The sequence below is a fragment of the Pseudomonas sp. NFPP02 genome (genome assembly GCF_900119355.1).
In the GTDB taxonomy this organism is placed as follows: Bacteria; Pseudomonadota; Gammaproteobacteria; order Pseudomonadales; family Pseudomonadaceae; genus Aquipseudomonas; species Aquipseudomonas paracarnis.
On record NZ_FPJI01000009.1, the window covers coordinates 252,303 to 275,882 of the forward strand.

20 protein-coding genes and 2 pseudogenes are annotated in these 23,580 nt (G+C 58.5%); 14 read left to right on the top strand and 8 right to left on the bottom strand.

Features of this window, described 5'->3' with window-relative positions; translation table 11 throughout:
- Positions 1–116 precede the first annotated feature (116 nt).
- From BT204_RS17715 to BT204_RS17730, 4 genes are all read left to right on the top strand, one after another.
- Positions 117–1,394 carry a flavohemoglobin expression-modulating QEGLA motif protein gene (locus BT204_RS17715; protein WP_014717201.1) on the top strand — a complete coding sequence of 426 codons (1,278 nt, stop codon included), beginning with the start codon at positions 117–119 and terminating at the stop codon, positions 1,392–1,394.
- Between the two features lie 154 nt (positions 1,395–1,548).
- Positions 1,549–2,454, top strand: coding sequence for an alpha/beta hydrolase (locus BT204_RS17720; RefSeq protein WP_034126512.1), 906 nt, complete (start codon positions 1,549–1,551; stop codon positions 2,452–2,454).
- A complete protein-coding gene (locus BT204_RS17725) occupies positions 2,451–2,777 on the top strand; it encodes a PA3694 family proteiin (protein WP_054917825.1) in 327 nt (108 codons plus the stop codon). Before BT204_RS17720 ends, BT204_RS17725 begins: the two co-directional genes overlap by 4 nt.
- 109 nt (positions 2,778–2,886) lie before the next feature.
- On the top strand, positions 2,887–3,207 hold the full coding sequence (locus BT204_RS17730) for a hypothetical protein (RefSeq protein WP_072447665.1): 321 nt from the start codon (positions 2,887–2,889) through the stop codon (positions 3,205–3,207).
- Between the two features lie 292 nt (positions 3,208–3,499).
- On the opposite strand, the gene BT204_RS17740 is transcribed toward BT204_RS17730, so the two are convergent.
- From BT204_RS17740 to BT204_RS17750, 3 genes are all read right to left on the bottom strand, one after another.
- Positions 3,500–4,285 carry a lipotoxin F family OmpA-related lipoprotein LptF gene (locus BT204_RS17740; protein WP_034126516.1) on the bottom strand — a complete coding sequence of 262 codons (786 nt, stop codon included), beginning with the start codon at positions 4,283–4,285 and terminating at the stop codon, positions 3,500–3,502.
- Between the two features lie 56 nt (positions 4,286–4,341).
- Positions 4,342–4,767: a DUF4398 domain-containing protein gene (locus BT204_RS17745; RefSeq protein WP_034126517.1), complete on the bottom strand. Its 426-nt coding sequence runs from the start codon at positions 4,765–4,767 to the stop codon at positions 4,342–4,344.
- Between the two features lie 283 nt (positions 4,768–5,050).
- The gene (locus BT204_RS17750; RefSeq protein ID WP_054917830.1) at positions 5,051–5,395 is read right to left on the bottom strand and encodes a hypothetical protein; all 345 of its coding nucleotides are present in this window, start codon (positions 5,393–5,395) and stop codon (positions 5,051–5,053) included.
- A gap of 197 nt (positions 5,396–5,592) precedes the next feature.
- On the opposite strand from BT204_RS17750, the gene ppc reads away from it, so the two are divergent.
- The 6 genes from ppc to BT204_RS17780 all read left to right on the top strand — a co-directional run bounded on the left by ppc (position 5,593) and on the right by BT204_RS17780 (position 11,975).
- A complete protein-coding gene (ppc, locus tag BT204_RS17755) occupies positions 5,593–8,238 on the top strand; it encodes a phosphoenolpyruvate carboxylase (RefSeq protein WP_034126519.1) in 2,646 nt (881 codons plus the stop codon).
- A gap of 280 nt (positions 8,239–8,518) precedes the next feature.
- Positions 8,519–9,166: an adenylate kinase gene (gene adk, locus BT204_RS17760; RefSeq protein WP_003189104.1), complete on the top strand. Its 648-nt coding sequence runs from the start codon at positions 8,519–8,521 to the stop codon at positions 9,164–9,166.
- 90 nt (positions 9,167–9,256) lie between these two features.
- The gene (tsaB, locus tag BT204_RS17765) at positions 9,257–9,943 is read left to right on the top strand and encodes a tRNA (adenosine(37)-N6)-threonylcarbamoyltransferase complex dimerization subunit type 1 TsaB (RefSeq protein WP_060764536.1); all 687 of its coding nucleotides are present in this window, start codon (positions 9,257–9,259) and stop codon (positions 9,941–9,943) included.
- Positions 9,944–10,103: 160 nt separating this feature from the next.
- A complete protein-coding gene (locus BT204_RS17770; protein WP_034126521.1) occupies positions 10,104–10,406 on the top strand; it encodes a hypothetical protein in 303 nt (100 codons plus the stop codon).
- Positions 10,406–11,266: a DUF72 domain-containing protein gene (locus BT204_RS17775; RefSeq protein WP_072447669.1), complete on the top strand. Its 861-nt coding sequence runs from the start codon at positions 10,406–10,408 to the stop codon at positions 11,264–11,266. Before BT204_RS17770 ends, BT204_RS17775 begins: the two co-directional genes overlap by 1 nt.
- A 10-nt stretch (positions 11,267–11,276) precedes the next feature.
- Positions 11,277–11,975: an extensin-like domain-containing protein gene (locus BT204_RS17780; RefSeq protein ID WP_034126523.1), complete on the top strand. Its 699-nt coding sequence runs from the start codon at positions 11,277–11,279 to the stop codon at positions 11,973–11,975.
- A gap of 3 nt (positions 11,976–11,978) precedes the next feature.
- Here the strand turns inward: BT204_RS17780 and BT204_RS17785 are convergent, their stop codons facing one another.
- Positions 11,979–12,599 carry a hypothetical protein gene (locus BT204_RS17785; protein ID WP_034126524.1) on the bottom strand — a complete coding sequence of 207 codons (621 nt, stop codon included), beginning with the start codon at positions 12,597–12,599 and terminating at the stop codon, positions 11,979–11,981.
- 96 nt (positions 12,600–12,695) lie between these two features.
- Between BT204_RS17785 and BT204_RS17790 the strand changes: the two genes are divergently transcribed.
- Positions 12,696–13,478, top strand: a complete 783-nt coding sequence (locus tag BT204_RS17790) for a class I SAM-dependent methyltransferase (RefSeq protein ID WP_072447671.1) — start codon at positions 12,696–12,698, stop codon at positions 13,476–13,478.
- Between the two features lie 128 nt (positions 13,479–13,606).
- On the opposite strand, the pseudogene BT204_RS17795 reads toward BT204_RS17790, so the two are convergent.
- Positions 13,607–14,176, bottom strand: a pseudogene (locus BT204_RS17795) (transposase); the annotation flags it as partial.
- A 32-nt stretch (positions 14,177–14,208) separates the two neighbouring features.
- Between BT204_RS17795 and BT204_RS17800 the strand changes: the two are divergent.
- A pseudogene (locus tag BT204_RS17800) lies at positions 14,209–14,916 on the top strand (IS66 family transposase); the annotation flags it as partial.
- Between the two features lie 76 nt (positions 14,917–14,992).
- On the opposite strand, the gene BT204_RS17805 reads toward BT204_RS17800, so the two are convergent.
- The 3 genes from BT204_RS17805 to BT204_RS17815 form a co-directional block, all read right to left on the bottom strand.
- Complete coding sequence (locus tag BT204_RS17805) at positions 14,993–15,262, bottom strand: hypothetical protein (protein ID WP_034126525.1); 270 nt, start codon at positions 15,260–15,262, stop codon at positions 14,993–14,995.
- A gap of 1 nt (position 15,263) precedes the next feature.
- The gene (locus BT204_RS17810) at positions 15,264–17,222 is read right to left on the bottom strand and encodes an S-type pyocin domain-containing protein (RefSeq protein ID WP_175550976.1); all 1,959 of its coding nucleotides are present in this window, start codon (positions 17,220–17,222) and stop codon (positions 15,264–15,266) included.
- An 830-nt stretch (positions 17,223–18,052) separates the two neighbouring features.
- The gene (locus BT204_RS17815) at positions 18,053–18,709 is read right to left on the bottom strand and encodes a TetR/AcrR family transcriptional regulator (protein ID WP_034126815.1); all 657 of its coding nucleotides are present in this window, start codon (positions 18,707–18,709) and stop codon (positions 18,053–18,055) included.
- A 93-nt stretch (positions 18,710–18,802) separates the two neighbouring features.
- On the opposite strand from BT204_RS17815, the gene BT204_RS17820 reads away from it, so the two are divergent.
- Together BT204_RS17820 and BT204_RS17825 are read left to right on the top strand one after the other, a co-directional pair.
- Positions 18,803–19,903, top strand: coding sequence for an efflux RND transporter periplasmic adaptor subunit (locus tag BT204_RS17820; RefSeq protein WP_072447672.1), 1,101 nt, complete (start codon positions 18,803–18,805; stop codon positions 19,901–19,903).
- 5 nt (positions 19,904–19,908) lie between these two features.
- Positions 19,909–22,974: an efflux RND transporter permease subunit gene (locus BT204_RS17825; protein ID WP_072447674.1), complete on the top strand. Its 3,066-nt coding sequence runs from the start codon at positions 19,909–19,911 to the stop codon at positions 22,972–22,974.
- Positions 22,975–23,580: the final 606 nt, after the last annotated feature.

Genomic DNA, 23,580 nt, shown 5'->3' on the forward strand with positions numbered 1-23,580 from the left:
TCTGCTTTGGGTGGGGGCAGGCAAGCCAGCTCCTACCTCTGATGGGCCTGCTGCTCAGATGTGAAGCCGTGCGCTAACTGCGTGTGGGCCAATAACGTTTAAAGAGGAAGCACCGGGTGGACGATTACCAGCAGACGATACGCACCTTGTCCGATCGCATTGTGCTGGCGCAAACACCGATCCGCGTCCTTGATGCGGTGAAATGGGACGAGAACATTCGTCAGGGATTTCTCAAGGCCAAGGGCAAGGCGATGCCTGCCGTAGACCGTGATTACTACCTGAACCGGCCGCTGTCGTTCGATTCCAGTGCGGTGAAGCTGGAGTTTCAGAACATCGAGCGCGACATCACCCGTCGCCTTGGGCAATTCAGTCCGGTGGGGCAGATCATGCGGCGCATGTGCCGTGAATACCGCATGGTGGTGCGCATGCTTGAAGCGCGCGGCACCGAGGACTTCGGTCTGATTTCCCAAGAGCTTTACGGCGCCGCCTCCGATGCGTTCCACGCCGGCGACCCGACCCTGGCCGACCTTGGCCTGATGCTCTCCGACTACCTGAACAACATCGATGGCCGGGGTGACCTCAAGGACGAAGCCAAGACCCTCACCGCCAAGGACGCGGTCAGCCTGCTGCAAACGCGGCTGAACAAGGTGTTTGGCGAAGCCGAAGAGACCATCCGCGTGTTCGAGTCCGACGGCATCGTCGCCGATGCGGCAGCGGGCGCCGACTACATCAAGATCCGCGCCGATGCGATGTTCAATGACCGCGACGTGCGCGCCCTCGAAGTGCATGAAGGGTTGGTGCATGTGGGCACCACCCTTAACGGCCAGAACCAGCCGATCTGCACGTTTCTGTCCAAGGGCCCGCCGTCGTCCACCGTCACCCAGGAAGGCCTGGCGATCCTGATGGAAATCATCACGTTTGCCTCCTACCCCAGCCGCCTGCGCAAACTCACCAACCGGACCCGCGCCATCCATATGGTGGAGGAGGGCGCCGACTTCCTGCAGGTGTTCGAGTTCTTCCGTGAGCAAGGCTTTGAAATGGCCGAAAGCTATGGGAATGCCAGCCGGGTATTTCGTGGTTCGGTGCCCACCGGCCTGCCATTTACCAAGGATTTGTCCTACCTCAAGGGCTTTATCATGGTCTACAACTACATCCAGCTCGCCGTGCGCAAAGGCAAGCTGGAGCAAGTGCCGCTGCTGTTCTGCGGCAAGACCACCCTTGAAGACATGCGTACCCTGCGCCAGTTGGTCGACGAAGGCCTGGTGGTGCCGCCCAAGTACCTACCGGAGCAGTTTCGTGACATGAACGCGCTGGCGGCCTGGATGTGCTTCTCCAACTTCCTCAACCACTTGAGCCTGGACCGGATCGAGGCGGATTACTCCAATATCCTGTAACTGACGAAACCGAATCAAAAAATGTGGGAGCTGGCTTACCTGCGATAGCGCTGGGTCAGCCAGCACTCAGTCACTGATAGACCGCTATCGCAGGCAAGCCAGCTCCCACATTTGATCTTTACTGGTCTTCAGAACTTTCGCGAGGTTTCAACGGATGAGAATCCTCGGCATTTTATGCCTGCTACTCACATTGAACGGCTGCAGCTCCTTGCTGTTCTACCCCGAGCCCGGCCTACCCTTCACCCCGGAAAAAGCCCACCTGCAATACCGCGACGTCACGCTCACCACCGCAGATGGCGTGAAACTGCACGCCTGGTGGCTGCCGGCAAAACCCGGTGTCCCGCTCAAGGGCACAGTCCTGCATTTGCACGGCAACGGCGGCAACCTCGCCTGGCACCTGGGGGGCAGTTGGTGGTTGCCGGAGCAGGGTTATCAAGTGCTGTTGCTGGACTATCGCGGCTATGGGCTGTCGGAAGGCAAGCCGTCGTTGCCGGCGATCTACCAGGATATCGACGCCGCATTCGGCTGGATCGACAAGGCGCCTGAAACCCAGGGGCAACCGTTGGTTATTCTCGGCCAAAGCCTGGGCGGTGCATTGGCGGTGCATTACCTGGCAGCCCACCCGGAGCGTCAAGCCCAGCTAAAAGCCTTGGTACTGGACGGCGTGCCAGCCAGTTATCGTGACGTAGGACAATTCGCCCTGAGCACTTCCTGGTTAACCTGGCCGTTGCAGGTGCCGCTGTCGTGGCTGGTGCCCGACGCCGACAGTGCGATCAATGCCATTCCCCGGTTGACCGGTGTGCCCAAGCTGCTGTTCCACAGTCTGGATGACCCGATCGTGCCGGTGGCCAATGGGATCCGCCTGTATCAAGCGGCGCCACCGCCCAGGGTGTTGCAACTGACCCGTGGCGGCCATGTGCAGACCTTTGCCGACAAAACCTGGCAGACCGTCATGCTGCGTTATCTGGACGACCCTCAGCACTTCAACGGCTTGCGTCGCCTGGGGGAAATTCCGAATTACCCTATTCCTAAAGTTGACTCATCAGAGAGCCCGCAATGAGCGAAGAACGCAACATGATCCCGCTGATCCTCACCGGCATCGGTACCATCATCGGCACCGTTGGCTGCCTGTGGTACTACGGCTATCTGCACTTCGCCAAGCCGGAAGATGCGTTGCTGCTCAGCGATTTCACCATGCTCAAGACCATACCGGGCGAAGATTACAAAGTCTCCCTGACCCCGGCCGCGCAAGTGGCGCAGTGTGTTGACGGCGTGTTGGTGATGTTTGATACCGAGCAGAAAGGCTTGAGCGGCGTGCTGGTGAACAACAAGAAGCAGGCCGTACGTTGTATAGGTCAAGAAACGCCGAAACTGGAGCAGTAGGACAGGCAGTGTGGGGAAAGCTGGAACCATTTTGAGTGAGTTGCCACTGATTTGGGACCGAGCAGCAACGCTGATTCGGTTAACTCTTTAACTTGATTTGGAGTCACATATGTCTATAAGTGGAGTTGGTCCTTCCCAAGGTGGTTTTGGCGCTCAAGATGCAGGTCAACAATCCGGTGACGTAGGCAGCCTCAAGAAAGAGATTGAGGATCTGAAGAAGCAAATAGGTCAGATGCAATCTCAAGGTGCCGGTGGTTCAGAGGGCGGCGGCGGTTCGGGAGGCGCTGTGGATGACCTTAAAAAACTGCTGAAAGAACTCGAGGAAAAGCTTAAAGCTATGGAAGGCCAAGAGGGTAAAGGCGCTGATGGCGAAGGCAGCAAGTCTGGTGGCGAAGGTAGCGCAAAGATTTCCATTGATTTCCAGCAGTAACATGAATAACGGGAACCGTCTTGCGTCAGAAGCCACAAAAGCGTCATGACTCATAAAGATTGGGGCCGAGACAGTGGCGATTACTATTGCTGCGATACGCAATATGTTGAATATGGCGAGAGGGCATGAAGAACTGGAGCGCAAAGCTGCCCAGACGCATGAGCTTAGCCAGCTGATGGACAAGCTATCGAGCGCGAAGATAGAAATGCCGCTCGAAGATACACATCGTCCAGTCGGGTTCGACGAACCCAAAAAAAACCCACCGTAAGGTGGGTTTTTTATCCAGCATCAATCAGTTAGCAACGGAAGACCGTGGCTTGACCGGCTGGTTGTCGTTGGAAATGGTCACTTCCACGCGACGGTTCATGGCGCGGCCGGAGACGCTGCCGTTATCGGCAACCGGGTATTCCTTGCCATAACCCTGGGTCACGATACGCGAGATATCCACGCCTTGTTGAGCCAGTGCACGCTGAACAGAAGCGGCACGACGCTCAGACAGGCTCTGGTTGTACGAGTCGGAACCGGTGCTGTCGGTATAGCCTTCGACGATCACTTTACGGTCTGGGTTATCGCGCAGGAACTGAGCCAGCTTGGTGATGTTCACCAGGCCGCTGGATTTCAGATCGGACTTGTTGGTGGCGAACAGCACGTCACCGAAAGTCACCAGGGTGCCGCGATCGGTTTGTTTGGCGTTCAAGCTGTTTTGCAGTTGCTTGATTTGTGCGTCACGCGCGTCCAGCAGGGCGCGGGCACGTTCGTCACCAGCGTTTTTCAGCTTGGCCTCGGATTCGCGCAGGACGATGGTGTCCTTGGCCACTTCAACGCGCTGGTTGGTCAGGTAGGCCAACTGGTCGACTTTCTTCTCGTCTTCCTTGTCGCGGTAGGCCTTGTCAGCCTTGTCCAGCCATTCGCTGGCGTCTTTGGTTTCCAGCGCCGCCAGCTTGGTGGCTTGCGGGTTGGTTTGCAGGGACGAGAAATTGGTCCGCGCATTTTCCAGGTTCGCGTTCGGCGGGGTGGAGCAGGCCGCCAAGGCAACGCTCATCGCCAGCAGGGCAGGGATCATCAATTGTTTACGCATAGTCGTGTCGTCCTTTCAATTCGATATCAGGTGCGATGCAGTCAAGGGGCTGCGGCTTACTTCTGCATGATTGCAGCTGGGCGCATGCCTTCCTTACGCAGTTCTTCAACAGCCTTCTGGGAATCCTTCACAGCCTGTTGAGCCTTGGCAGCCTGGGCCTTACGCTCAGCGACGCGGGCATCCCACTCGGCTTGTTCAGCCAATTGGCGAGCCTTGTCGTAGTTCTTGTCGTGCATGGCAATCTCAGCTTCTTTGAGCTTGTCCTGGGCCGACTTCATTTCCACCGCCGCATACTCGGTACCGCCGGCGCTGACTGCGCTGTTGACGGCCGATTGGGTTACGGCGTACTGCTCGGTTGGAGGGTTGCCGGCGCAGCCAGCCAGAACGAAGCTGGTGCCGATTGCCAGCGCGGCCAATTTGAGCCCGCGCAGGTGGTTAAACGAGGATTTGGCAGTGCTGGTGTTCATCGTCTTCAACTCCATTGGATAACTCCTGAAAAACATCAAAATCCATCGGGGCGTATCGATTTCGGGCCCGTCGGTAAAGCACATGGCGTCCGTTCAAACGACCGTTCCACAAGTGATGGCTACTGGCTGTGACCGGAGGCTTTTTTCAAAAGTTCAGCGGATATGGCGATTTGCCTAAAAAAATATCTGACTGATTGGTCAGTGTTTGAAAAATGGAACTTTCGCGGCGTGCGGCGGTACCTCCGGGCCTGTAAAAGGCCCGGAATACGTGGGTTTAATTGACGTCAATAAATGTTTATCAGTGTTTTTGTTCGTCAGTGCCGGCCGACAAATCATGTAGGTGGCGACGGGATAAAGTAAGAAAGCGTGGCGTGGGGCCGACGTCTTCATACAACGGGTCACCCTCTTCGTCGGTGGCAATTACCTGCTGGCCCTGGATGTAGGGAAAGCTGGCTTCCAGCTCTTCAAGGGCGGCACCGATCAACTCGCCGAGCAGTTCTTCGACATGGCGCTTGGGGTACATTTCGGCAATGGCCGCCAGCCGTGCAGCGGCTTCTACATCCAGATGAATGGCGTATTCAGACTTGGTCAAACGACCCTTGGCGGTTTCTTCCCAATGCTGGGCCAGTTCTCGAATTTTCATGGCTACCTCAATAAAGCCTGCGATGGCAGGCGGTGATGAGCGACCAGCCGCCTGCGCGGATGACGCGGCGACTCACCGTTGAGACTAGCTGCAAGCGCCAAGGTTTAAAGTCGTTTGCGTTCGGCCTTGTCAGAAACCGACGTCGGCGGCACTCTGAAGCACCTGCGCGTCCCGGATTTCTGGCTGGAGATTGGCTGATGAGTGATATCGATGCACGCTTGCGTGAGGATGTTCACCTGCTGGGTGAGCTGTTGGGCAACACCATTCGAGAGCAGTACGGCGAGGCTTTCCTCGAGAAGATCGAGCAGATCCGCAAAGGCGCCAAGGCCGACCGTCGCGGAGCCGTTTCAGAGAAAGCCGCTGGCGATGAGTTGAGCGCCAGCCTCAACCAGTTGCAGGAGGACGAACTGCTGCCGGTGGCCCGAGCCTTCAACCAGTTCCTCAACCTGGCCAACATTGCCGAACAATATCAATTGATTCATCGGCGCGATGAATCGCAACCCGCGCCGTTCGAATCCCGGGTTTTGCCGGAGTTGCTGGCCCGTCTGCAAAGCGAAGGTCACAGCAATGAATCCCTGGCCCGGCAGTTGGCGCGGCTGGACATCGAGCTGGTGCTCACCGCCCACCCCACCGAAGTGGCCCGCCGCACGCTGATCCAGAAATACGATGCCATTGCTGCGCAACTGGCCTTGCAGGATCACCGCGACCTCACCACCGCCGAGCGCGAGCAGATTCGCGAGCGCTTGCAACGCTTGATCGCCGAAGCCTGGCACACCGAAGAAATCCGTCGGGTGCGGCCCACCCCGGTGGACGAAGCCAAATGGGGCTTTGCGGTGATCGAGCATTCGCTGTGGCACGCCATCCCCAATTACCTGCGCAAGGCCGACCAGGCCCTGCACGCCGCCACCGGCCTGCGCCTGCCCCTGGAGGCTGCGCCGATTCGCTTTGCTTCGTGGATGGGTGGCGACCGTGACGGCAACCCGAATGTCACCGCACCGGTCACCCGCGAAGTGCTGTTGCTGGCGCGCTGGATGGCGGCGGATTTGTATCTGCGTGACATTGATCAGCTGGCCTCCGAGCTGTCGATGCAACAGGCCAGCCCGGCGTTGCAAGCCAAAGTCGGCGACAGCGTCGAACCTTATCGTGCCTTGCTAAAGCAACTGCGTGAACGCCTGCGCGCCACGCGCCAGTGGGCCCACACCTCGTTGACCAGCACCACCCCGGCGCCGGCCGAGGTGTTGCAGAACAACCGCGACCTGCTGGACCCGCTACAACTGTGCTACCAGTCCCTGCACGAATGCGGCATGGGCGTGATCGCCGATGGCCCGCTGCTCGACTGCCTGCGCCGTGCCGTGACGTTCGGCCTGTTCCTGGTGCGCTTGGATGTGCGCCAGGACTCCAGCCGTCACTCGGCGGCCATGACCGAAATCACCGATTACCTGGGCCTGGGGCGTTATGAGGACTGGGATGAGGATGCGCGTATCAGCTTCCTCACCCAGGAACTGACCAATCGGCGGCCATTGCTGCCGGGTTACTTCAAACCCTCGGCGGACACTGCCGAGGTGCTCAATACCTGCAAGGAAATCGCCGCCGCACCAGCCGCATCATTAGGTTCGTATGTCATCTCCATGGCCGGCGCCGCGTCGGATGTGCTGGCGGTGCAACTGCTGTTGAAGGAATCCGGTGTACAGCGGCCAATGCGCGTAGTGCCATTGTTCGAGACCCTGGCCGACCTGGACAACGCCGGGCCGGTGATGGAGCGCCTGTTGCAACTACCGGGTTACCGCGCGCGCTTGCAGGGCCCGCAGGAAGTGATGATTGGCTACTCGGACTCGGCCAAGGACGCCGGCACCACGGCAGCCGCCTGGGCACAGTACCGCGCCCAGGAGCGCCTGGTGGACATCTGCCGCGAGCAACAGGTGGAGCTGTTGTTGTTCCACGGTCGCGGCGGCACTGTTGGTCGTGGCGGTGGCCCGGCGCACGCTGCCATCCTGTCGCAGCCACCGGGCTCGGTAGCGGGGCGGTTCCGCACCACTGAGCAGGGAGAGATGATTCGCTTCAAATTCGGCCTGCCGGATATCGCTGAGCAGAACCTCAATCTCTACCTGGCCGCGGTACTGGAAGCGACCCTGTTACCGCCGCCGCCTCCCGAGCCTGCCTGGCGTCATCTGATGGACGAACTGGCGGCAGACGGTGTCAGCGCATACCGTGCCGTGGTGCGGGAAAATCCGCAGTTCGTCGAGTACTTCCGCCAGTCCACGCCGGAGCAGGAGTTGGGCCGTTTGCCTTTGGGCAGTCGCCCGGCCAAGCGTCGTGCGGGCGGGATTGAGAGCTTGCGCGCCATCCCATGGATCTTTGGCTGGACCCAGACGCGCCTGATGCTGCCCGCCTGGCTCGGCTGGGAAGCGGCACTGAGCAAGGCGCTGGAGCGCGGTGAAGGTCAATTGCTGGGGCAGATGCGCGAGCAGTGGCCGTTCTTTCGCACGCGCATCGACATGCTGGAAATGGTCCTGGCCAAGGCCGATGCCGATATCGCCCGTCTTTATGATGAGCGCCTGGTGCAGCCGGACCTGCTGGCATTGGGTGCGCACTTACGCGACCTATTGTCGCAGGCGTGTGACGTGGTGCTTGGCCTGACCGGCCAGTCGCAGCTGCTGGCCCATAGCCCCGACACCCTGGAGTTCATCCGCCTGCGCAACACCTACCTCGACCCCTTGCACCTGTTGCAGGCCGAGTTGCTGGCACGTTCCCGTCAGCAGGAGGCTGCCCAAGACAGCCCTCTGGAACAGGCGCTGCTGGTGTCCGTGGCCGGTATCGCGGCCGGTTTGCGCAACACCGGCTGAGGTTTTTTGCGTGTACTCAATGGCTTGCGGATAAACCGCGACGACCGCCCGGAAACGGGCGGTCGTCGTTTGAGAGGGTGGGTTGCGCTCAGGCACACCCTGGCGCTGACGCATGTGCGGCGCGGGTTTCTCCGACTTTTGGCGGCTTGTATGGTGAGGGCCCGCTGTGTATCTTGATCAGCCTTTGGCCGTTTGATCGGCCTAGAACCACATTTTTACGAGATTGGCCCCACGCGGCGAATCCGAGCGTCATCTCTATAAAAAATTGAGGAGCACATCGATGCGCGTCATTCTGCTGGGAGCTCCCGGGGCCGGTAAAGGTACTCAGGCAAAGTTCATCACTGAAAAATTCGGCATTCCACAAATCTCCACCGGCGACATGCTGCGTGCGGCCGTCAAGGCTGGCACCGAACTGGGCCTGATCGCCAAGAGCGTGATGGACAGCGGCGGCCTGGTCTCCGATGACCTGATCATCAACCTGGTCAAGGAACGCATCAGCCAGGAAGACTGCAAGAACGGTTTCCTGTTCGACGGCTTCCCACGCACCATTCCCCAGGCTGAAGCCTTGGTGAAGGCGGGCGTGGAGTTGGACGCCGTGGTCGAAATCGCGGTTGAAGACGAAGAGATCGTCCAGCGTATCGCTGGCCGTCGTGTTCACGAAGGCTCTGGCCGCGTGTACCACATCGTCTACAACCCGCCGAAAGTGGAAGGCAAGGACGATGTCACCGGCGAAGACCTGGTGCAGCGTAAAGACGACACCGAAGAAACCGTGCGTCATCGCCTGTCGGTCTACCATTCCCAGACCAAGCCCCTGGTGGACTTCTACCAGAAGCTGTCCGCAGCCCAAGGCAAGCCGAAATACAGCCACATCCCTGGTGTGGGCTCGGTAGAGGCCATCACCGCCAAGGTGCTGCAAGCACTGAGCTGATCCCTTGATCAGCGGCACAGACAACGGCCCGCTTGCGGGTCGTTGTTGTTTATACTGGCGCACTTTTTTCCGACTTGGACACCCACACCGATGAGTACCCTGCTGGCCCTGGACACCGCGACTGAAGCTTGCTCCGTTGCCTTGCTGCACGATGGCAAGGTCACGAGCCACTACGAGGTGATCCCGCGCCTGCACGCGCAGAAATTGTTGCCGATGATCAAGCAATTGCTTGAAGACGCCGGGACCACCCTAGCGGCGGTGGATGCCATCGCGTTCGGCCGTGGCCCCGGTGCATTCACTGGCGTGCGCATCGCCATCGGCGTGGTGCAGGGCCTGGCCTTTGCGCTGGAGCGCCCGGTGTTGCCGGTGTCCAACCTGGCGGTACTGGCCCAGCGTGCGTTGCGTGAGCACGGGGCATCGCAGGTGGCAGCGGCAATTGATGCGCGCATGGATGAGGTTTACTGGGGTTGCTACCGTGAGACCGCAGGCGAAATGCGCCTGGTCGGTGCGGAAGCGGTGCTGGCCCCCGAAGCGGCGCAGTTGCCCGCTGACGCCAGCGGTGATTGGTTCGGTGCCGGCACGGGCTGGGGTTATGGCGAACGCATCAACGTGACGTGTGCCGAGCAGGACGCAGCGATGTTGCCGCACGCCGAAGACCTGCTGGCGTTGGCACGTTTCGCATTCGAGCGCGGCGAGGCGATTGCGGCGGACCAGGCAGCACCGGTGTACCTGCGCGATAAAGTCGCGCAGACCAAGGCCGAACGCGGGATTATTTGACGCCAAAAATGTGGGTGTTACGCGGCAAATTTCGCCAATCGTCAGAATTTGCCTGGGTTTTTAAACCTTTTACAAATTATGTGTTCTAGTTATCACCAGAGCATTTGCGCGCCATGGAAAGTGCCGCTAAATTGCCATCATTGATACCGAGTCTGCATGTATGCGTATAGACGGTTTTTCCTCACAGTCGTACCCCCTCAAGCGTAAGCCGCGCAAGGCGAGCGTGACGGTAGACGAGTCCGTCGAGGATTCACCGGACTTCATCGAAGTACACACCGATACGCCTTCCAAAGCTCAAGGCGCCTCGAGCGCACGCATAAGCGGCGTTCCTGCCCGTCAGCAAGACATGGTCTTTCCCCGTTCCATGAGCAAAAGCGTTGCCACCGCCTTGGCCAGCTACCTGACCACTGCCGGCTTTGTCGAATGGGATATGGAAGTGCTGGGTCTCGATATCCATATCTGATGCGTTTGCCTTATTACATCGGCTGCCCGTCCTGGAGTGAAAACGCCTGGCGCGAGTACCTGTATCCCGTTGAGGCACGTTCCAGCGATTACCTCGGGCTCTATTCCCAGGTCTTCAACGCCGTTGAGGGCAATACCACTTTTTATGCTCGCCCCTCGGCCGCCACTGTGCAGCGCTGGGCCGAAATCATGCCTGATGATTTTCGCTTCACCGCCAAATTCCCCGGCGATATCAGCCATGCTGGCGATTTGCGTGAACAGTTGCCGGCGGCAGAAAGTTTTGTCGGCTTGATGAGCCCTTTGGGTGAGCGCGTTTCACCGCTGTGGCTGCAGCTCTCGAAGAGCTTTACGCCGCCACGCCTGGCGGAGCTGGCTGGATTTCTCGATGGCATTGATCGGCCGCTGGCCGTGGAGGTGCGTCATGAACAGTTCTTCGCCAAGGGTGATGCTGAGCGCATGCTCAACCGCCTGTTGCGCGATCGCGGTGTCGAGCGCATCTGCCTCGATCCACGTGCCCTGTTCAGTTGTACCTCCACCTCGGAAGCGGTGCTGCATGCCCAGTCCAAAAAGCCCCGGGTGCCACCGCGCCCAGCGGCCCTGACGCAGTTTCCGCAGGTGCGCTTCATCGGGCATCCGGACCTTGAGGCCAATGACCCGTTCCTGTTTCCATGGGTGGAAAAGATCGCCAGTTGGATCGAAGAGGGCCGCACGCCCTATATGTTCCTGCACACGTCGGACAATCGTCTCGCGGCACAACTGGCGCTGCGCTTCCACGCCAAGCTGATGGTGCGCCTGCCAGGGCTACCGCCGCTGCCTGCCTTGCATCGAGAACCCGTGGCGGAGCAGCTCGGGCTACTTTGAGGGTCGAGCCGTGGGTGTGGTCAAGACATTGAGTGTGTTGCTGGTGTTGGTGGGCGCATTTGCGTTGGCCGTCTGGCGGGGTTGGGTGCCGATGCCGGCCGAGTGGAACCCCTGGGCGCCCTTGGATGTGCGGGCCAGCCCCAACCTGTTGACGCGCTACAAGCTCAGTCGTTTGCAGGACGATCCGGCGCTGTGTGACCAGGTGTTGAACACCTCTGGTCTGCGCGTGAGCCGCCAGGCCGATACACCGGCTGATGCGGCGTGCCCCTTGCGCAATATTCTGCGTGTGCAGGGCGCTGACGTGGCCTTGAGCAGCAGCTTTCTCGCCAGTTGCCCGCTGGCGGTGGCGTTCGCCTTGTTCGAGCGCCATAGCCTGCAACCGGCGGCCCAGGCCGTGTTTGGCCAAGCGGTGAGCCGCGTCGAGCATTTGGGCAGTTTTGCCTGCCGTAATATCTACAACCGTGCCGACGGTCGACTCAGCCAGCATGCCTCGGCCAATGCCCTGGATATCGCCGGTTTTCGCCTGGCGGATGGGCGCAGCATCAGCGTGCTCAAGGATTGGCCGGGGCAGAGCGACAGTGCGCGTTTCCTGCGTTTGGTACGCGATGGCGCCTGTGATGATTTCAACGTGGTGTTGAGCCCGGACTACAACGCGGCTCATCGCAACCATTTCCATCTGGACATGGGGCGTTGGTGGGTGTGTCGCTAGGGTTCAGGCGGCCAGGCGCAGGTTGTGGGTCACCAGCGGGCGTGCCCAGTAGTAATCGAAATCCAGGGCCTTTTGCTGCGCCAGCAGTTCTTCTTCAGGGTACGGCGTGGCGGCCGGTGGCAGCAGGTCCAGCTCGAATTCGGCAATCGGCAGGTGCAGTGGCCGTGGTTGTGGCGCGGGGCCTGGCCCGGGTAGCGGTTGGCCGGCGTTCAGCACGATGGGGCGCACCCACTCGCTCTCAAACGCTTGTTGGCGTTGCTGGGCGATGACTTCTTCTTCCGGGAACGGCGTCGCGGCCGGTGGCAGCAGCTCGGTTTCGAACTCGGCAATCGGCAGGAAGAGCGGCTCCGGCGGGGCGATCTCGGTGTCTTTCACATCGCACTCACGCTGGGTGAGGATCTGCGCCAGCAGGTCGGCGCCTTCGCGGGGTTCAACTGCCGGGTCTGCCGGGGCGGGCGCCTTGGCGGCGAGCGCGTCCGGCGTTTCACCGAGCTGCTCGGCCAACGCGCGGGCGAAGAAGTCCTGCCACACATGACTCACCCCGGCCAGCGCTTGGGTATTGCGCAGGCCGTAATGGTTGTGGGTCGGCAGTACACCGATGGAAAGGGGAAGAATGTCTGACATTTTTCTCGGTCGACGCTCAGCTCTGGCAAAATACCTGACTGTGATTTTTATCGGCCGTTGTTTGCCGATCCTTAATATTTTTGAGCGTGGCGATTGATGAACGAACAACCAGCGGCCAGCCGCATCCAGGTCCGAGCCTTGGCTGACAGCTTCCAGGCCCGCGCTGAACAGTGGGCTTCGCTGCTGGGGTTGCCTCTGCAGGTGGCCGATGCGGATTTTTCCCTGCAAGTGGGGGAGCACGGCTTGCAGTTGCAACAGCTTGGGCCTGATGCGCCAGGGCCGGTGCGGGTCGACTTTGTCGAAGGCGGCGCGGCGCATCGGCGATTGTATGGTGGTGGCAGCGGGCAGATGATCGCCAAGGCGGTGGGCATCGCCCAGGGCGTGCGCCCGCGAGTGCTGGATGCCACGGCTGGCTTGGGCAAGGACGCGTTCGTGCTGGCCAGCCTCGGGTGTGAGATGAGCCTGATCGAGCGCCAGCCGTTGATCGGCGCCTTGCTCGAAGATGGCCTGGCACGCGCTGCCGAAGATTTTGACGTGGCGCCGATTGTGGCGCGCATGAAGCTACTCAAGGGCAACTCCATCGACGTGATGCTCAATTGGCAGGGCGAGCCGCCTCAGGTGATCTACCTGGACCCAATGTTTCCGCACCGTGAGAAAACTGCCCTGGTGAAGAAGGAAATGCGCCTGTTCCGGCCGTTGGTGGGCGATGACCCGGATGCACCGGCGTTGCTTGCGGCCGCTCTGGCTTTGGCCAGCCATCGGGTGGTGGTCAAGCGGCCGCGCAAGGCACCCTGTATTGAGGGGCCGAAGCCAAGCCATGCGCTGGATGGCAAGTCCAGCCGCTACGACATTTATCCCAAGAAAGCGCTCAAGCCGTAAGCTGCAAACAGCAGCCCTTATCTCCCAGGTGCGGCGAGATCCAACTGTGGGAGCTGGCTTGCCTGCGAAGACGGCCTGACAGCCGATGCCTATCTCTCTGGCGCGCCGCAATCCCAATGTGGGAGATTCTATGGTTGGGGGGAAGCCCCTAAACCCGCTTTTGATTGGTACTCGCTCTGGTTTTTCATGAGCGAAAAGGCGATACGCGCTAACTTGCGGGCGATGATGACCAGGGCTTGAGTTGTTTTCAGGCCCCTGGTCAGATAGCCCTCGTATAAAGGCTTCCAGGCTTCTGACCTAATACCGGCTGACGCCGCGTTATGCAGCAACCTGCGGATCTCTGAGTCTCCTTTTTTGCTTAACGAACGACGTCCGTTCATTTGCCCTGAGTCGGACACCCTCAAGTCCATTCCCAGAAATGCGATGTAAGCGTCAGCACTTTCAAACGCTCCTCGTTGAAATGCCATGGTCAGGGCAACTGCCGTAAGAAAACCAATGCCCTCTACGGCTTGGCAGCGCCTGACTTGATGCAAGACACCCGCTTCAGTGACAGCAGCTAATATCCGTTTTTCAATGAGCGCTTCATGTCTATCAAGACAAGCTGAAATGCTCTTGGACGAGGCTTTGAGCAACGGCTCACCTGCCCAGCTCTGGTTCAGAGCAACACGCATCTTCACCAGTGCGGCACGTCGGCGAAGCGAACACACCTTCCTGACGCAACCGCCGAAGGACCAGCCCGTTTTGCGAAACCTCGGCTGTAGTTTACGACTTCAGCCTCAGCCGGGCCGGCGAGCATGCGCGTAACTTCCTACAAGACTGGAAGGGCAAGCTGGTCTGCGATGATTTCGGCGATTACAAGGCCAGCTTCGAACTCGGCGTGACTGAAATCGGCTGCATGGCTCATGCCCGGCGCAAGTTCTTCGAACTGCATGCGACTCACAAGAGCGCGCTGGCTGAGCAAGCCTTGCGTTACATGCATGCGCTGTACGAGATCGAGGGGGAAATCGAGGATCTAGAACCGGACATACGCCGCCGAATACTGCAGGAAAAGGCGGTACCCGTGATGGATGCGTTGCATGCCTGGATGGTTGCCCAGCGCGACATCGTGCATAACGGTTCGGCCATTGGCAAAGCCTTGGATTACAGCTTGAAACGCTGGACGGCGCTGTCGCGCTACCTTGATGACGGGGCCGTGCCTATTGATAATAATTGGTGTGAGAACCAGATGCGGCCTTGGGCGCTGGGGCGCAAGAACTGGCTCTTTGCTGGGTCGCTACGCAGCGGCAAACGCGCCGCTGCGATCATGAGTTTGATTCAGTCGGCCCGGAACAATGGGCACGATCCCTATGCCTACCTGAAGGATGTGCTGACGCGCCTGCCTACGCAGCGGGCAAGTGAGATTGCAGAGTTGCTGCCGCATAGGTGGCGTCCGGCTTAGTCGTGCAAGACGGTTTGCCCGTACGCTTACAAAGAAAGCCCAGCTTGAGCTGGGCTTTCTTTTGCAGACCTACATATCACTCAAGCGTATACTTATTCTCAGCCATAAAGGCTGGCTCTTTCCAATTAGGACCTTTTTTAATTCCCCCATCAGAGTTATCAATCAGCCCTTCCAGTCTCATGTTATGAACAAGCTTTAATAGTTCAAGATTATTACCAATATTTACCCAGCCATTCCTGTTATATAGTCGATCCAGCATCGGATATGAAATTGACTTATTTCTTACTATAAAAAGAACGACATCTCTTGGGGATTCAGAGTTTACGATATCATTGATGTTGCTCATGTTATTCTCCGTATATTTGTTTGTTTTCTGCGACTATAGCTTCTGGCGTATAGAGTAATTCGTCAGCATCTTTAAGCTTGAAATCCTCTAAAGTCGCGGCATGAGTATTATTCCAAGTGGCGCCATCGTCGTTCGGTTTCACTCCATCCGCTATACCTAGAGCCCTATACCGCTCTAGCTCACGAATCTCATGGGTGTAAAATCGCTTATCGACATCGGTAATGGCCAATTCGCCAGTTAGGATTTTTTCCAGACGGTCAATCATCACAACATTTGCGTCCGATGGGTCGAATCTGCTCGTATGCAGCTTAACGAGGTCAATACCTTCCTGAGTCACCGCTGCGGTTGTCCAGTCTAGACTCTGAATGGGTCCGCCCGCCTTATCAGGATTGTACATCCGACCGCTGTGCTCACCTTTGGTGGTAGCCCCTTCGTACGGACTACTAAATACCGCATAAATCGGCGGTAAACCCGAATCTGCGGGGTAAACGTAAATAGCGTCCCGAATATCCAACTGGCCGACTACCGGAAACGGCTCAGCTTTGACCTCAATCGGTGTCAGTGTAATCCCGGTATACACCGGGGTTTCGACAGGCTGCGCAGGCGTCGCCGTCGAGCTATTACCTAGTACTGCGATTGGGAACGTCAGGGTGATCGGTGGTGAGTCAGTTGTAGTGAACGTATAGGCATTGGCCACAGGATCAAGCACTAGCGCTCTTACCGGGACGTTAGGTGCTAACCCTCCAGTGGGCTGGGTGGCCACTACCGAGTATTTGGACTGATCGCCATAAATTCGGTAGGGCACATCCACAGTTCCTCCCGCCGCGGCGATCTCGGCAAGATTTTCGGGAAGATTAGGCGCTAAATCCTTGGCCGGCGTGTTAAGCATGGTCGAAGGTAGCTCACCATTACCCAGTGATGGTGAATAGACCAGCGCGCCAATGCCCACTGCCGTGGCAGCACTTACAACAGTGCCTAAGGCTACCTTTGCAGCCTGAATAGCCGCATCCAGCGTAAGACCTGAACCGGCAGTAATGGCGATAGAGCCAGCCGCAGTACTTAACTGACTCGCACCGTCAGCGGGCAGCCTATACGTATTAGCGGCTTTAAGTGCTGCAGCTTCAGCAGCAATTCTTGCTGCCTCTGCAGCGGCCGCTTCATCAGCAATGCGCTTGGCTTCAGCTTCGGCGGCTAACCTGGCAGCTTCTGCTGCAGCGGCCTCATCAGCGATACGCTTAGCTTCTGCCTCTGCCGCGACTCGCGCCGCTTCAGCAGCGGCTGCCTCATCAGCCACGCGTTTGGCAAACCTTGCGGCTTCCGCAGCTGCCGCCTCATCGGCAATACGTTTAGCCTCGGCGTCTGCACGTGCTTGATTAGCCTGTGCCTGAAGGTTCTGCTTCAGGGCATTCAAATAGTCGATCTCGCGGTTGCTATATTTTGCAGCATACGAAGCCTCAAGTGAGGCGTACCATTCTTTATAATTTTTATCCGGAGGGTAATTTGTCTTGCTTCCGCTGATTGCATCTTTAATAAACTGCATCGTCGGATAATAAAAGAAGTCTCCATAGTAGTACTTATCAGCAATCACTTTTTGAGCAGCAGCAGCCTGTGCTTTTTGAGCAGTTAGCGTATCTACCGAACGAATATGCTGTTCGATTTTCTCGACTTCGCTCGCGGGACTGCCTTCATTTTGTTCTATTGCAGTAATGCTTTGTGCAATAGATTCAGGCATCGACTGAAGATTCGCTGCAAAGCTTGCTTCCTGGTCCTTAACATTCTGGGAAATGATGGGAGGGTATGTGTTAAGCACATAAGTACGCGTTGCAACGTTAATGAGCTGTCCGGTGTGACTATGTGAAAAATCACTGTCACCACCACCCCCTCCGAATGTCTGAGGTTCATATTTATTAATAGCATTGATTTCAATTTCTGGCAGATGAATCGTATCGCCATTAGCCATAGTGAATTCTCCTTTTCGCTAGGTACAGCATAAGAGCTTTGTACATCTCAGTAGGATGGACGGATGGTTCTCTCGTTGCCTTACTACTCTCTGATGAACGGCTTCGCCTCTTGGGTTGTCAGTTTTTGAGAAGCTCAACGAACGAGAATCCCCGTCTTCTCCACTTTTCACCATATCGCATTAATACTGTATGGGTGTCCAGTGTCGAGGGGTAACAAAAAATGCACTTATGCATATCGTGACCGACAAACGGTAGTGGTCACTATTCCTTACGATACGGCTCTGAGCTTGACGGTGGGGGGAGCGCACCTCTGTGACCGCAACCACTGCCGGTCATTTGCAGATAATGTGAGCCCGTCACAATGGAACGCGAGTCTACGGCGTCGAATGCAAGCCCATTTGCAATTAATGTGAGCCGGAGCCTTTGGCTGGTTGCAGTTAATGTGAGCCAGAAATGCCGCTGAATGCGAGCCCGCGTGTTTTCAAACGCGAGCCGCTACACTTAGGGTTCCGCCCTGACGGCGGCTCACTTTGCAAAAGCCGGGATGCCGGCCCAGGCCAAAGTAAGCAAAACGCTCTTGCCCCACCACTCGGCACCTCGCTTAGGCTCGGTGTGCCCGTAATCCGCCAGTGATTTGGGGGGCCGCCGCCACGCGCCATCCATGGCGCGGGGCGGCTAAACCGGCATCCCTGCCGGTTTACCCCCCAAATCCCTGTCGAATTCCGGCCAGCGTGGTTTGACGGGGCGCTTAAGATCAAAATCAAAAGCAGATCAAGAGCAGATCAAGAGCGACTCGCTTCGCATCGTGGTTACCGTCGGTTGCTACCGCCTATGCAGTGCTGTCGAGCCCCGTGCTGCGATAGGCCCGCATAAACAACTTCACCACGTCCTGCACATGCTCCTCGGCCTCTTGCGCACTCAATTGCCCGCCACACCCGTACAACAAACGAAAGTTCGCCGTGCCCTTGAGCAAGCAAAAGAAGTGCTCCGCGGCTTTGAACGGTGTGTCGATGCTCAGGGCGCCGCCCTGGTGAATCTTGCCGAGCAGGCGCTCCATGCCTTGCAGCATGCGCATGGGGCCGGCGTTGAAGAAGATCTGGGAGAGTTTCACGTCCTGATTGCCGGTGGTCATCATCAGGCGATGCAGGTTTACCGACTCCTCGCTGTTGATCAGCCGATGAAAGCCGCGTGCGATGTTGAGCAACACCGTCTCGACGGGCATGCCTTCGGGAAGCTCGAAGTACATCACCGGCAACTGCTCTTCACATTTGGCCACCACCGCAGCGGTGAACAGCGTCTCCTTGTCGGTGAAGTGACTGTAGACCGTGAGCTTCGATACGCCGGCCGCCAGGGCAACGGCGTCCATGCTGGTGTTCGCATAACCCTTGTCCAGGAACAGCGATTTCGCCGATTCGAGGATTGCCTGGCGTTTTGCCATGTCCTTGGGACGCCCGGGGCTTGCGGTGTTCAGAGGATTGTCGGACATTTTCACCTTTAATACTGGACTGGTGAGTTTGGTATTAATAACATACCGGCCAGTATAATTATTCCAAGCTCTATTTGCGAAAGGTCCTTCAGCATGCGCAGCGCTTTCCTGCCCCTTGCTTTGCCTGTCAGCCTGGTCTTCCTGTTGGCCGCGTGCGGCCATGAAGAAGCGGCCCAGACCACCGTACGTCCGGCCATGGTGGTGCAACCGCAGCCTTCGGCACAGGCGATGGACAGCTACCCCGGTGAGGTGCGTGCCCGTTATGAGCCGGACCTGGCCTTTCGCATCGGCGGTAAAGTCAGCAAGCGCCTGGTGGAGGAGGGCGAGCGGGTCAAGGCCAACCAGCCGCTGGCCGAACTCGACCCCCAGGACGTGCGCCTGCAACTGGAAGCGACCCGCGCTCAAGTAGCCGCTGCAGAGGCCAATCTCAGCCTGGTGCGTGCGGAGCGAGATCGCTACAAGACCTTGATGGACCGGCAGATGGTCAGTCGGTCGCAGTACGACAATTCCGAAAACCTCTACCGGGCCGGTGAAGCACGCCTCAAGCAGATCAAGGCCGAGTTCGATGTGTCGAGCAACCAGGCCGGCTACGCCGTGCTGCGTGCGCCTCAGGACGGGGTGGTCGCCAAGCGTGCGGTCGAAGTGGGGCAAGTGGTTTCCGCTGGCCAGACCGTGTTCACCCTGGCCACCGATGGCGAGCGTGAAGTGTTGATCAGCCTGCCTGAACAGGGCTTTGGCCGCTTCAAGGTCGGCCAGCCAGTGTCGGTGGAGTTATGGAGCCAGCCAGAGCAACGTTTTGCCGGGCGCATTCGTGAGCTGTCTCCCGCGGCCGATCCCAAATCCCGCACTTTCGCGGCGCGTGTGGCCTTCACCGGCGGCAAAGTGCCCGCCGAACTGGGCCAAAGTGCGCGGGTTTTCATCCAGGCCGACGGTGTCATTGCGCTGTCGGTACCCTTGTCCGCCCTGAGTGCCGAAAACGGCGCGTCCTACGTCTGGCGCGTACAACCGGACAACACCCTTGAACGCACTCCCGTGCGCATTGGTGCCTTTGGCGAAAACACCGTACCGATACTGGAAGGATTGGCCGCCACCGACTGGGTGGTTGCCGCAGGCGTGCATGTACTTCATGAGGGCCAGTCAGTGCGCCCGGTGGACCGCTCCAACCGTGTGGTTAATCTGGCGGCCAAGGAGTAGTCCCCATGGGTTTCAATCTTTCCGAATGGGCGTTGCGTAATCGCCAGATCGTACTGTTCCTGATGATCCTGCTGGCCGTGGTTGGCACCTTGTCCTACACCAAGCTGGGGCAAAGCGAAGACCCGCCCTTTACCTTCAAGGCCATGGTGATCAAGACCAACTGGCCCGGGGCCACGGCCCAGGAGGTATCGCGCCAGGTCACCGAGCGAATCGAGAAAAAACTCATGGAGACTGGTGAGTACGAACGCATCGTGTCGTTCTCCCGCCCCGGTGAATCCCAGGTCACCTTTATTGCCCGTGATTCGATGCGTTCGGCGCAGATTCCCGAGCTGTGGTATCAGGTGCGCAAGAAAATCAGCGACATCCGCCACACCTTGCCGCCGGATATCCAGGGGCCGTTTTTCAACGATGAGTTCGGCACCACGTTCGGCAATATCTACGCCCTGACCGGCGACGGATTCGACTACGCCGTGCTCAAGGACTACGCCGACCGTATCCAGATCCAACTGCAACGCGTCCCGGATGTGGGCAAGGTCGAGCTGCTCGGCTTGCAGGACGAGAAGATCTGGATCGAGCTGTCCAATCTCAAGCTCGCCACCCTCGGCTTGCCTTTGGCCGCGGTCCAGCAGGCGTTGCAGGAACAAAATGCGGTCTCCACCGCCGGCTTCTTTGAAACCCCTACCGAGCGCGTGCAATTGCGCGTTTCTGGCAACTTCAAGACGGTGGAAGAGATCCGCAACTTTCCGATACGTGTGGGGGATCGCACTTTCCGCATCGGTGACGTGGCTGACATCCATCGAGGTTTCAACGACCCACCGGCACCGCGTATGCGCTACATGGGCGCAGATGCCATCGGCCTGGCCGTGGCCATGCGCGACGGTGGCGACATCCTCGTATTGGGCAAGGCCCTTGAAACGCAATTCGCACGCCTGCAAAAGAACCTTCCGGCAGGGATGGAGCTGCGCAAAGTGTCGGACCAACCAGCAGCGGTAAAGACCAGCGTCGGCGAGTTTGTCCAGGTATTGGCTGAAGCGTTGGCGATTGTTTTGCTGGTGAGCTTTTTCTCCCTCGGCGTGCGCACCGGCATGGTCGTTGCCCTGACGATTCCGCTGGTACTGGCGATGACCTTTGCCAGCATGTATTACCTGGGCATCGGCCTGCACAAGATTTCCCTTGGCGCCTTGGTCCTGGCCCTGGGCTTGTTGGTAGATGACGCGATCATCGCCGTGGAAATGATGGCGATCAAAATGGAGCAGGGCTACGACCGGCTCAAGGCTGCGAGTTTCGCCTGGACCAGCACCGCGTTCCCTATGCTCACCGGCACCCTGATCACGGCGGCGGGCTTCTTGCCAATTGCCACCGCGCAATCGAGCACCGGGGAATACACCCGCTCGATCTTCCAGGTGGTGACCATCGCACTGCTGGCCTCCTGGGTGGCAGCCGTGGTGTTTGTGCCGTACCTGGGGGAAAAACTCCTGCCCGACCTGGCGAAGATTCACGCCGCCAAACACGGTACCGACGGCCCGGACCCTTACGGCACGCCCTTCTATCAGCGTGTAAGACGTCTGGTGGAGTGGTGCGTGCAACGGCGTAAAACCGTGATCGTGCTGACCTTGCTGCTGTTTATCGGCTCGGTTGCACTGTTCCGCTTCGTGCCGCAACAGTTCTTCCCGGCTTCCGGTCGCCTGGAGTTGATGGTCGACCTGAAACTGGCCGAGGGCGCTTCGCTCAGCAACACCGCCGAACAGGTCAAACGCCTGGAGGCGTTGCTCAAGGAGCATGCCGGCATCAACAACTATGTCGCCTACGCGGGCACCGGTTCGCCGCGGTTTTACCTGCCACTGGACCAGCAATTGCCCGCTGCCAGCTTCGCCCAGTTTGTGGTGTTGGCTAACACCATCGAGGAGCGAGAAAGCCTGCGCACCTGGCTGATCGAAACCCTCAACGAGCAATTTCCCGACCTGCGTTCGCGTGTCACACGGCTGGAGAACGGCCCACCCGTAGGCTACCCGATGCAGTTTCGCGTGACCGGCGAGCACATCGAAGAGGTGCGCGCGCTGGCGCGCAAAGTGGCGGCCAAGGTTCGCGAAAATACCCATGTGGTCAATGTGCACTTGGACTGGGAAGAGCCGAGCAAAATCGTCTACCTGAATATCGACCAGGACCGTGCCCGCGCCCTCGGCGTGAGCACCGCCAACCTGGCGAAATTCCTGCAGAGTTCCCTCACCGGCTCCAGCGTCAGCCAGTACCGTGAGGACAACGAATTGATCGAGATCCTCCTGTGCGGCACGGTGCATGAGCGTAGCGAACTGTCGCGCCTGCCGAGCCTTGCCGTGCCCACCGACAATGGTAAAAGCGTGGCGCTGTCGCAAATTGCCACCCTTGAATATGGCTTCGAAGAAGGCATCATCTGGCATCGCAACCGCTTGCCCACGGTGACTGTGCGGGCCGATATCTATGGCAAGGAACAGCCGGCGACCCTCGTGCAGCAGATCTTGCCGACGCTCGCCGATGTACGTGCCGAACTGCCGGATGGCTACCTGCTGGAAGTGGGCGGCACGGTTGAAGATTCAGCGCGTGGGCAAAACTCGGTGAAGGCCGGCGTACCGCTGTTTATCGTGGTGGTGCTGACCTTGCTGATGCTGCAACTGCGCAGCTTTTCGCGCACGGCGATGGTCTTTCTCACCGCACCGTTGGGGCTGATCGGCGTGACCCTGTTCCTGCTGGTATTCCACCAACCCTTCGGCTTCGTCGCCATGCTTGGCACCATCGCGTTGTCGGGAATGATCATGCGGAACTCGGTGATTTTGGTGGACCAGATCGAGCAAGACATCAAGGCCGGCCTGACACCTTGGCAGGCAATTATCGAAGCTACGGTTCGACGCTTTCGCCCGATTGTTCTGACGGCACTGGCGGCGGTGCTGGCGATGATTCCGCTGTCGCGCAGTGTGTTCTTCGGGCCGATGGCCGTTGCGATCATGGGAGGGTTGATCGTGGCTACGGCATTGACCTTGCTCTTTCTTCCGGCGCTTTATGCCGCGTGGTTTCGCGTCAAAAAGGACGCTGGATAATCAGGCTGTCATCTCGGTTGTCGGGGCGTAGAGCGTACGCGCCCCCTCACCGTTGGCATGCGGCAGAATGAGCAATTTTCCTATGTGAGAGATAGGAAGCTCACTACACGGGGCTAGGAACCTTTCCTTATTGATTGCCACTCAATGTTACCTGGTTGGCAGGTACCTACTGCTCTTGCTCGTCGGCACAAACAGTAGTGATTGGAATGAATTTAAGGAGTTCGCCATGTGTATAGCTAGTTTGAAGGCTTTTCTGCGTCCGCCCAGCAGGCCAAAACCTCCTGAACAGTGTAAACCCAGCCCTCCTGAACGTTGTAAGCCCAAGCGCCCTGGGTATTGCAAACCCAAGCCCCTTGAGAGTTTCAGACCCAAACCTCCTGAGGAATGCAGACCCAAGCCTCCTGAGGAATGCAAACCCAAACCCCCTGAGTATTGCATGCCCAAACCTCCTGAAGAGTGCAATCCCGAGCCCCCTCCGAAGTGTTGCTACATAAAAACCGTTGAGCTGACGATTGTCATGAAGGCGGCCATAAATTACTGACTTTGAGGCTCTTTTTTGCGCAAACGCCTCGAGAATACGAGGCGCTTGTGGGGGGGCAGGGCAGA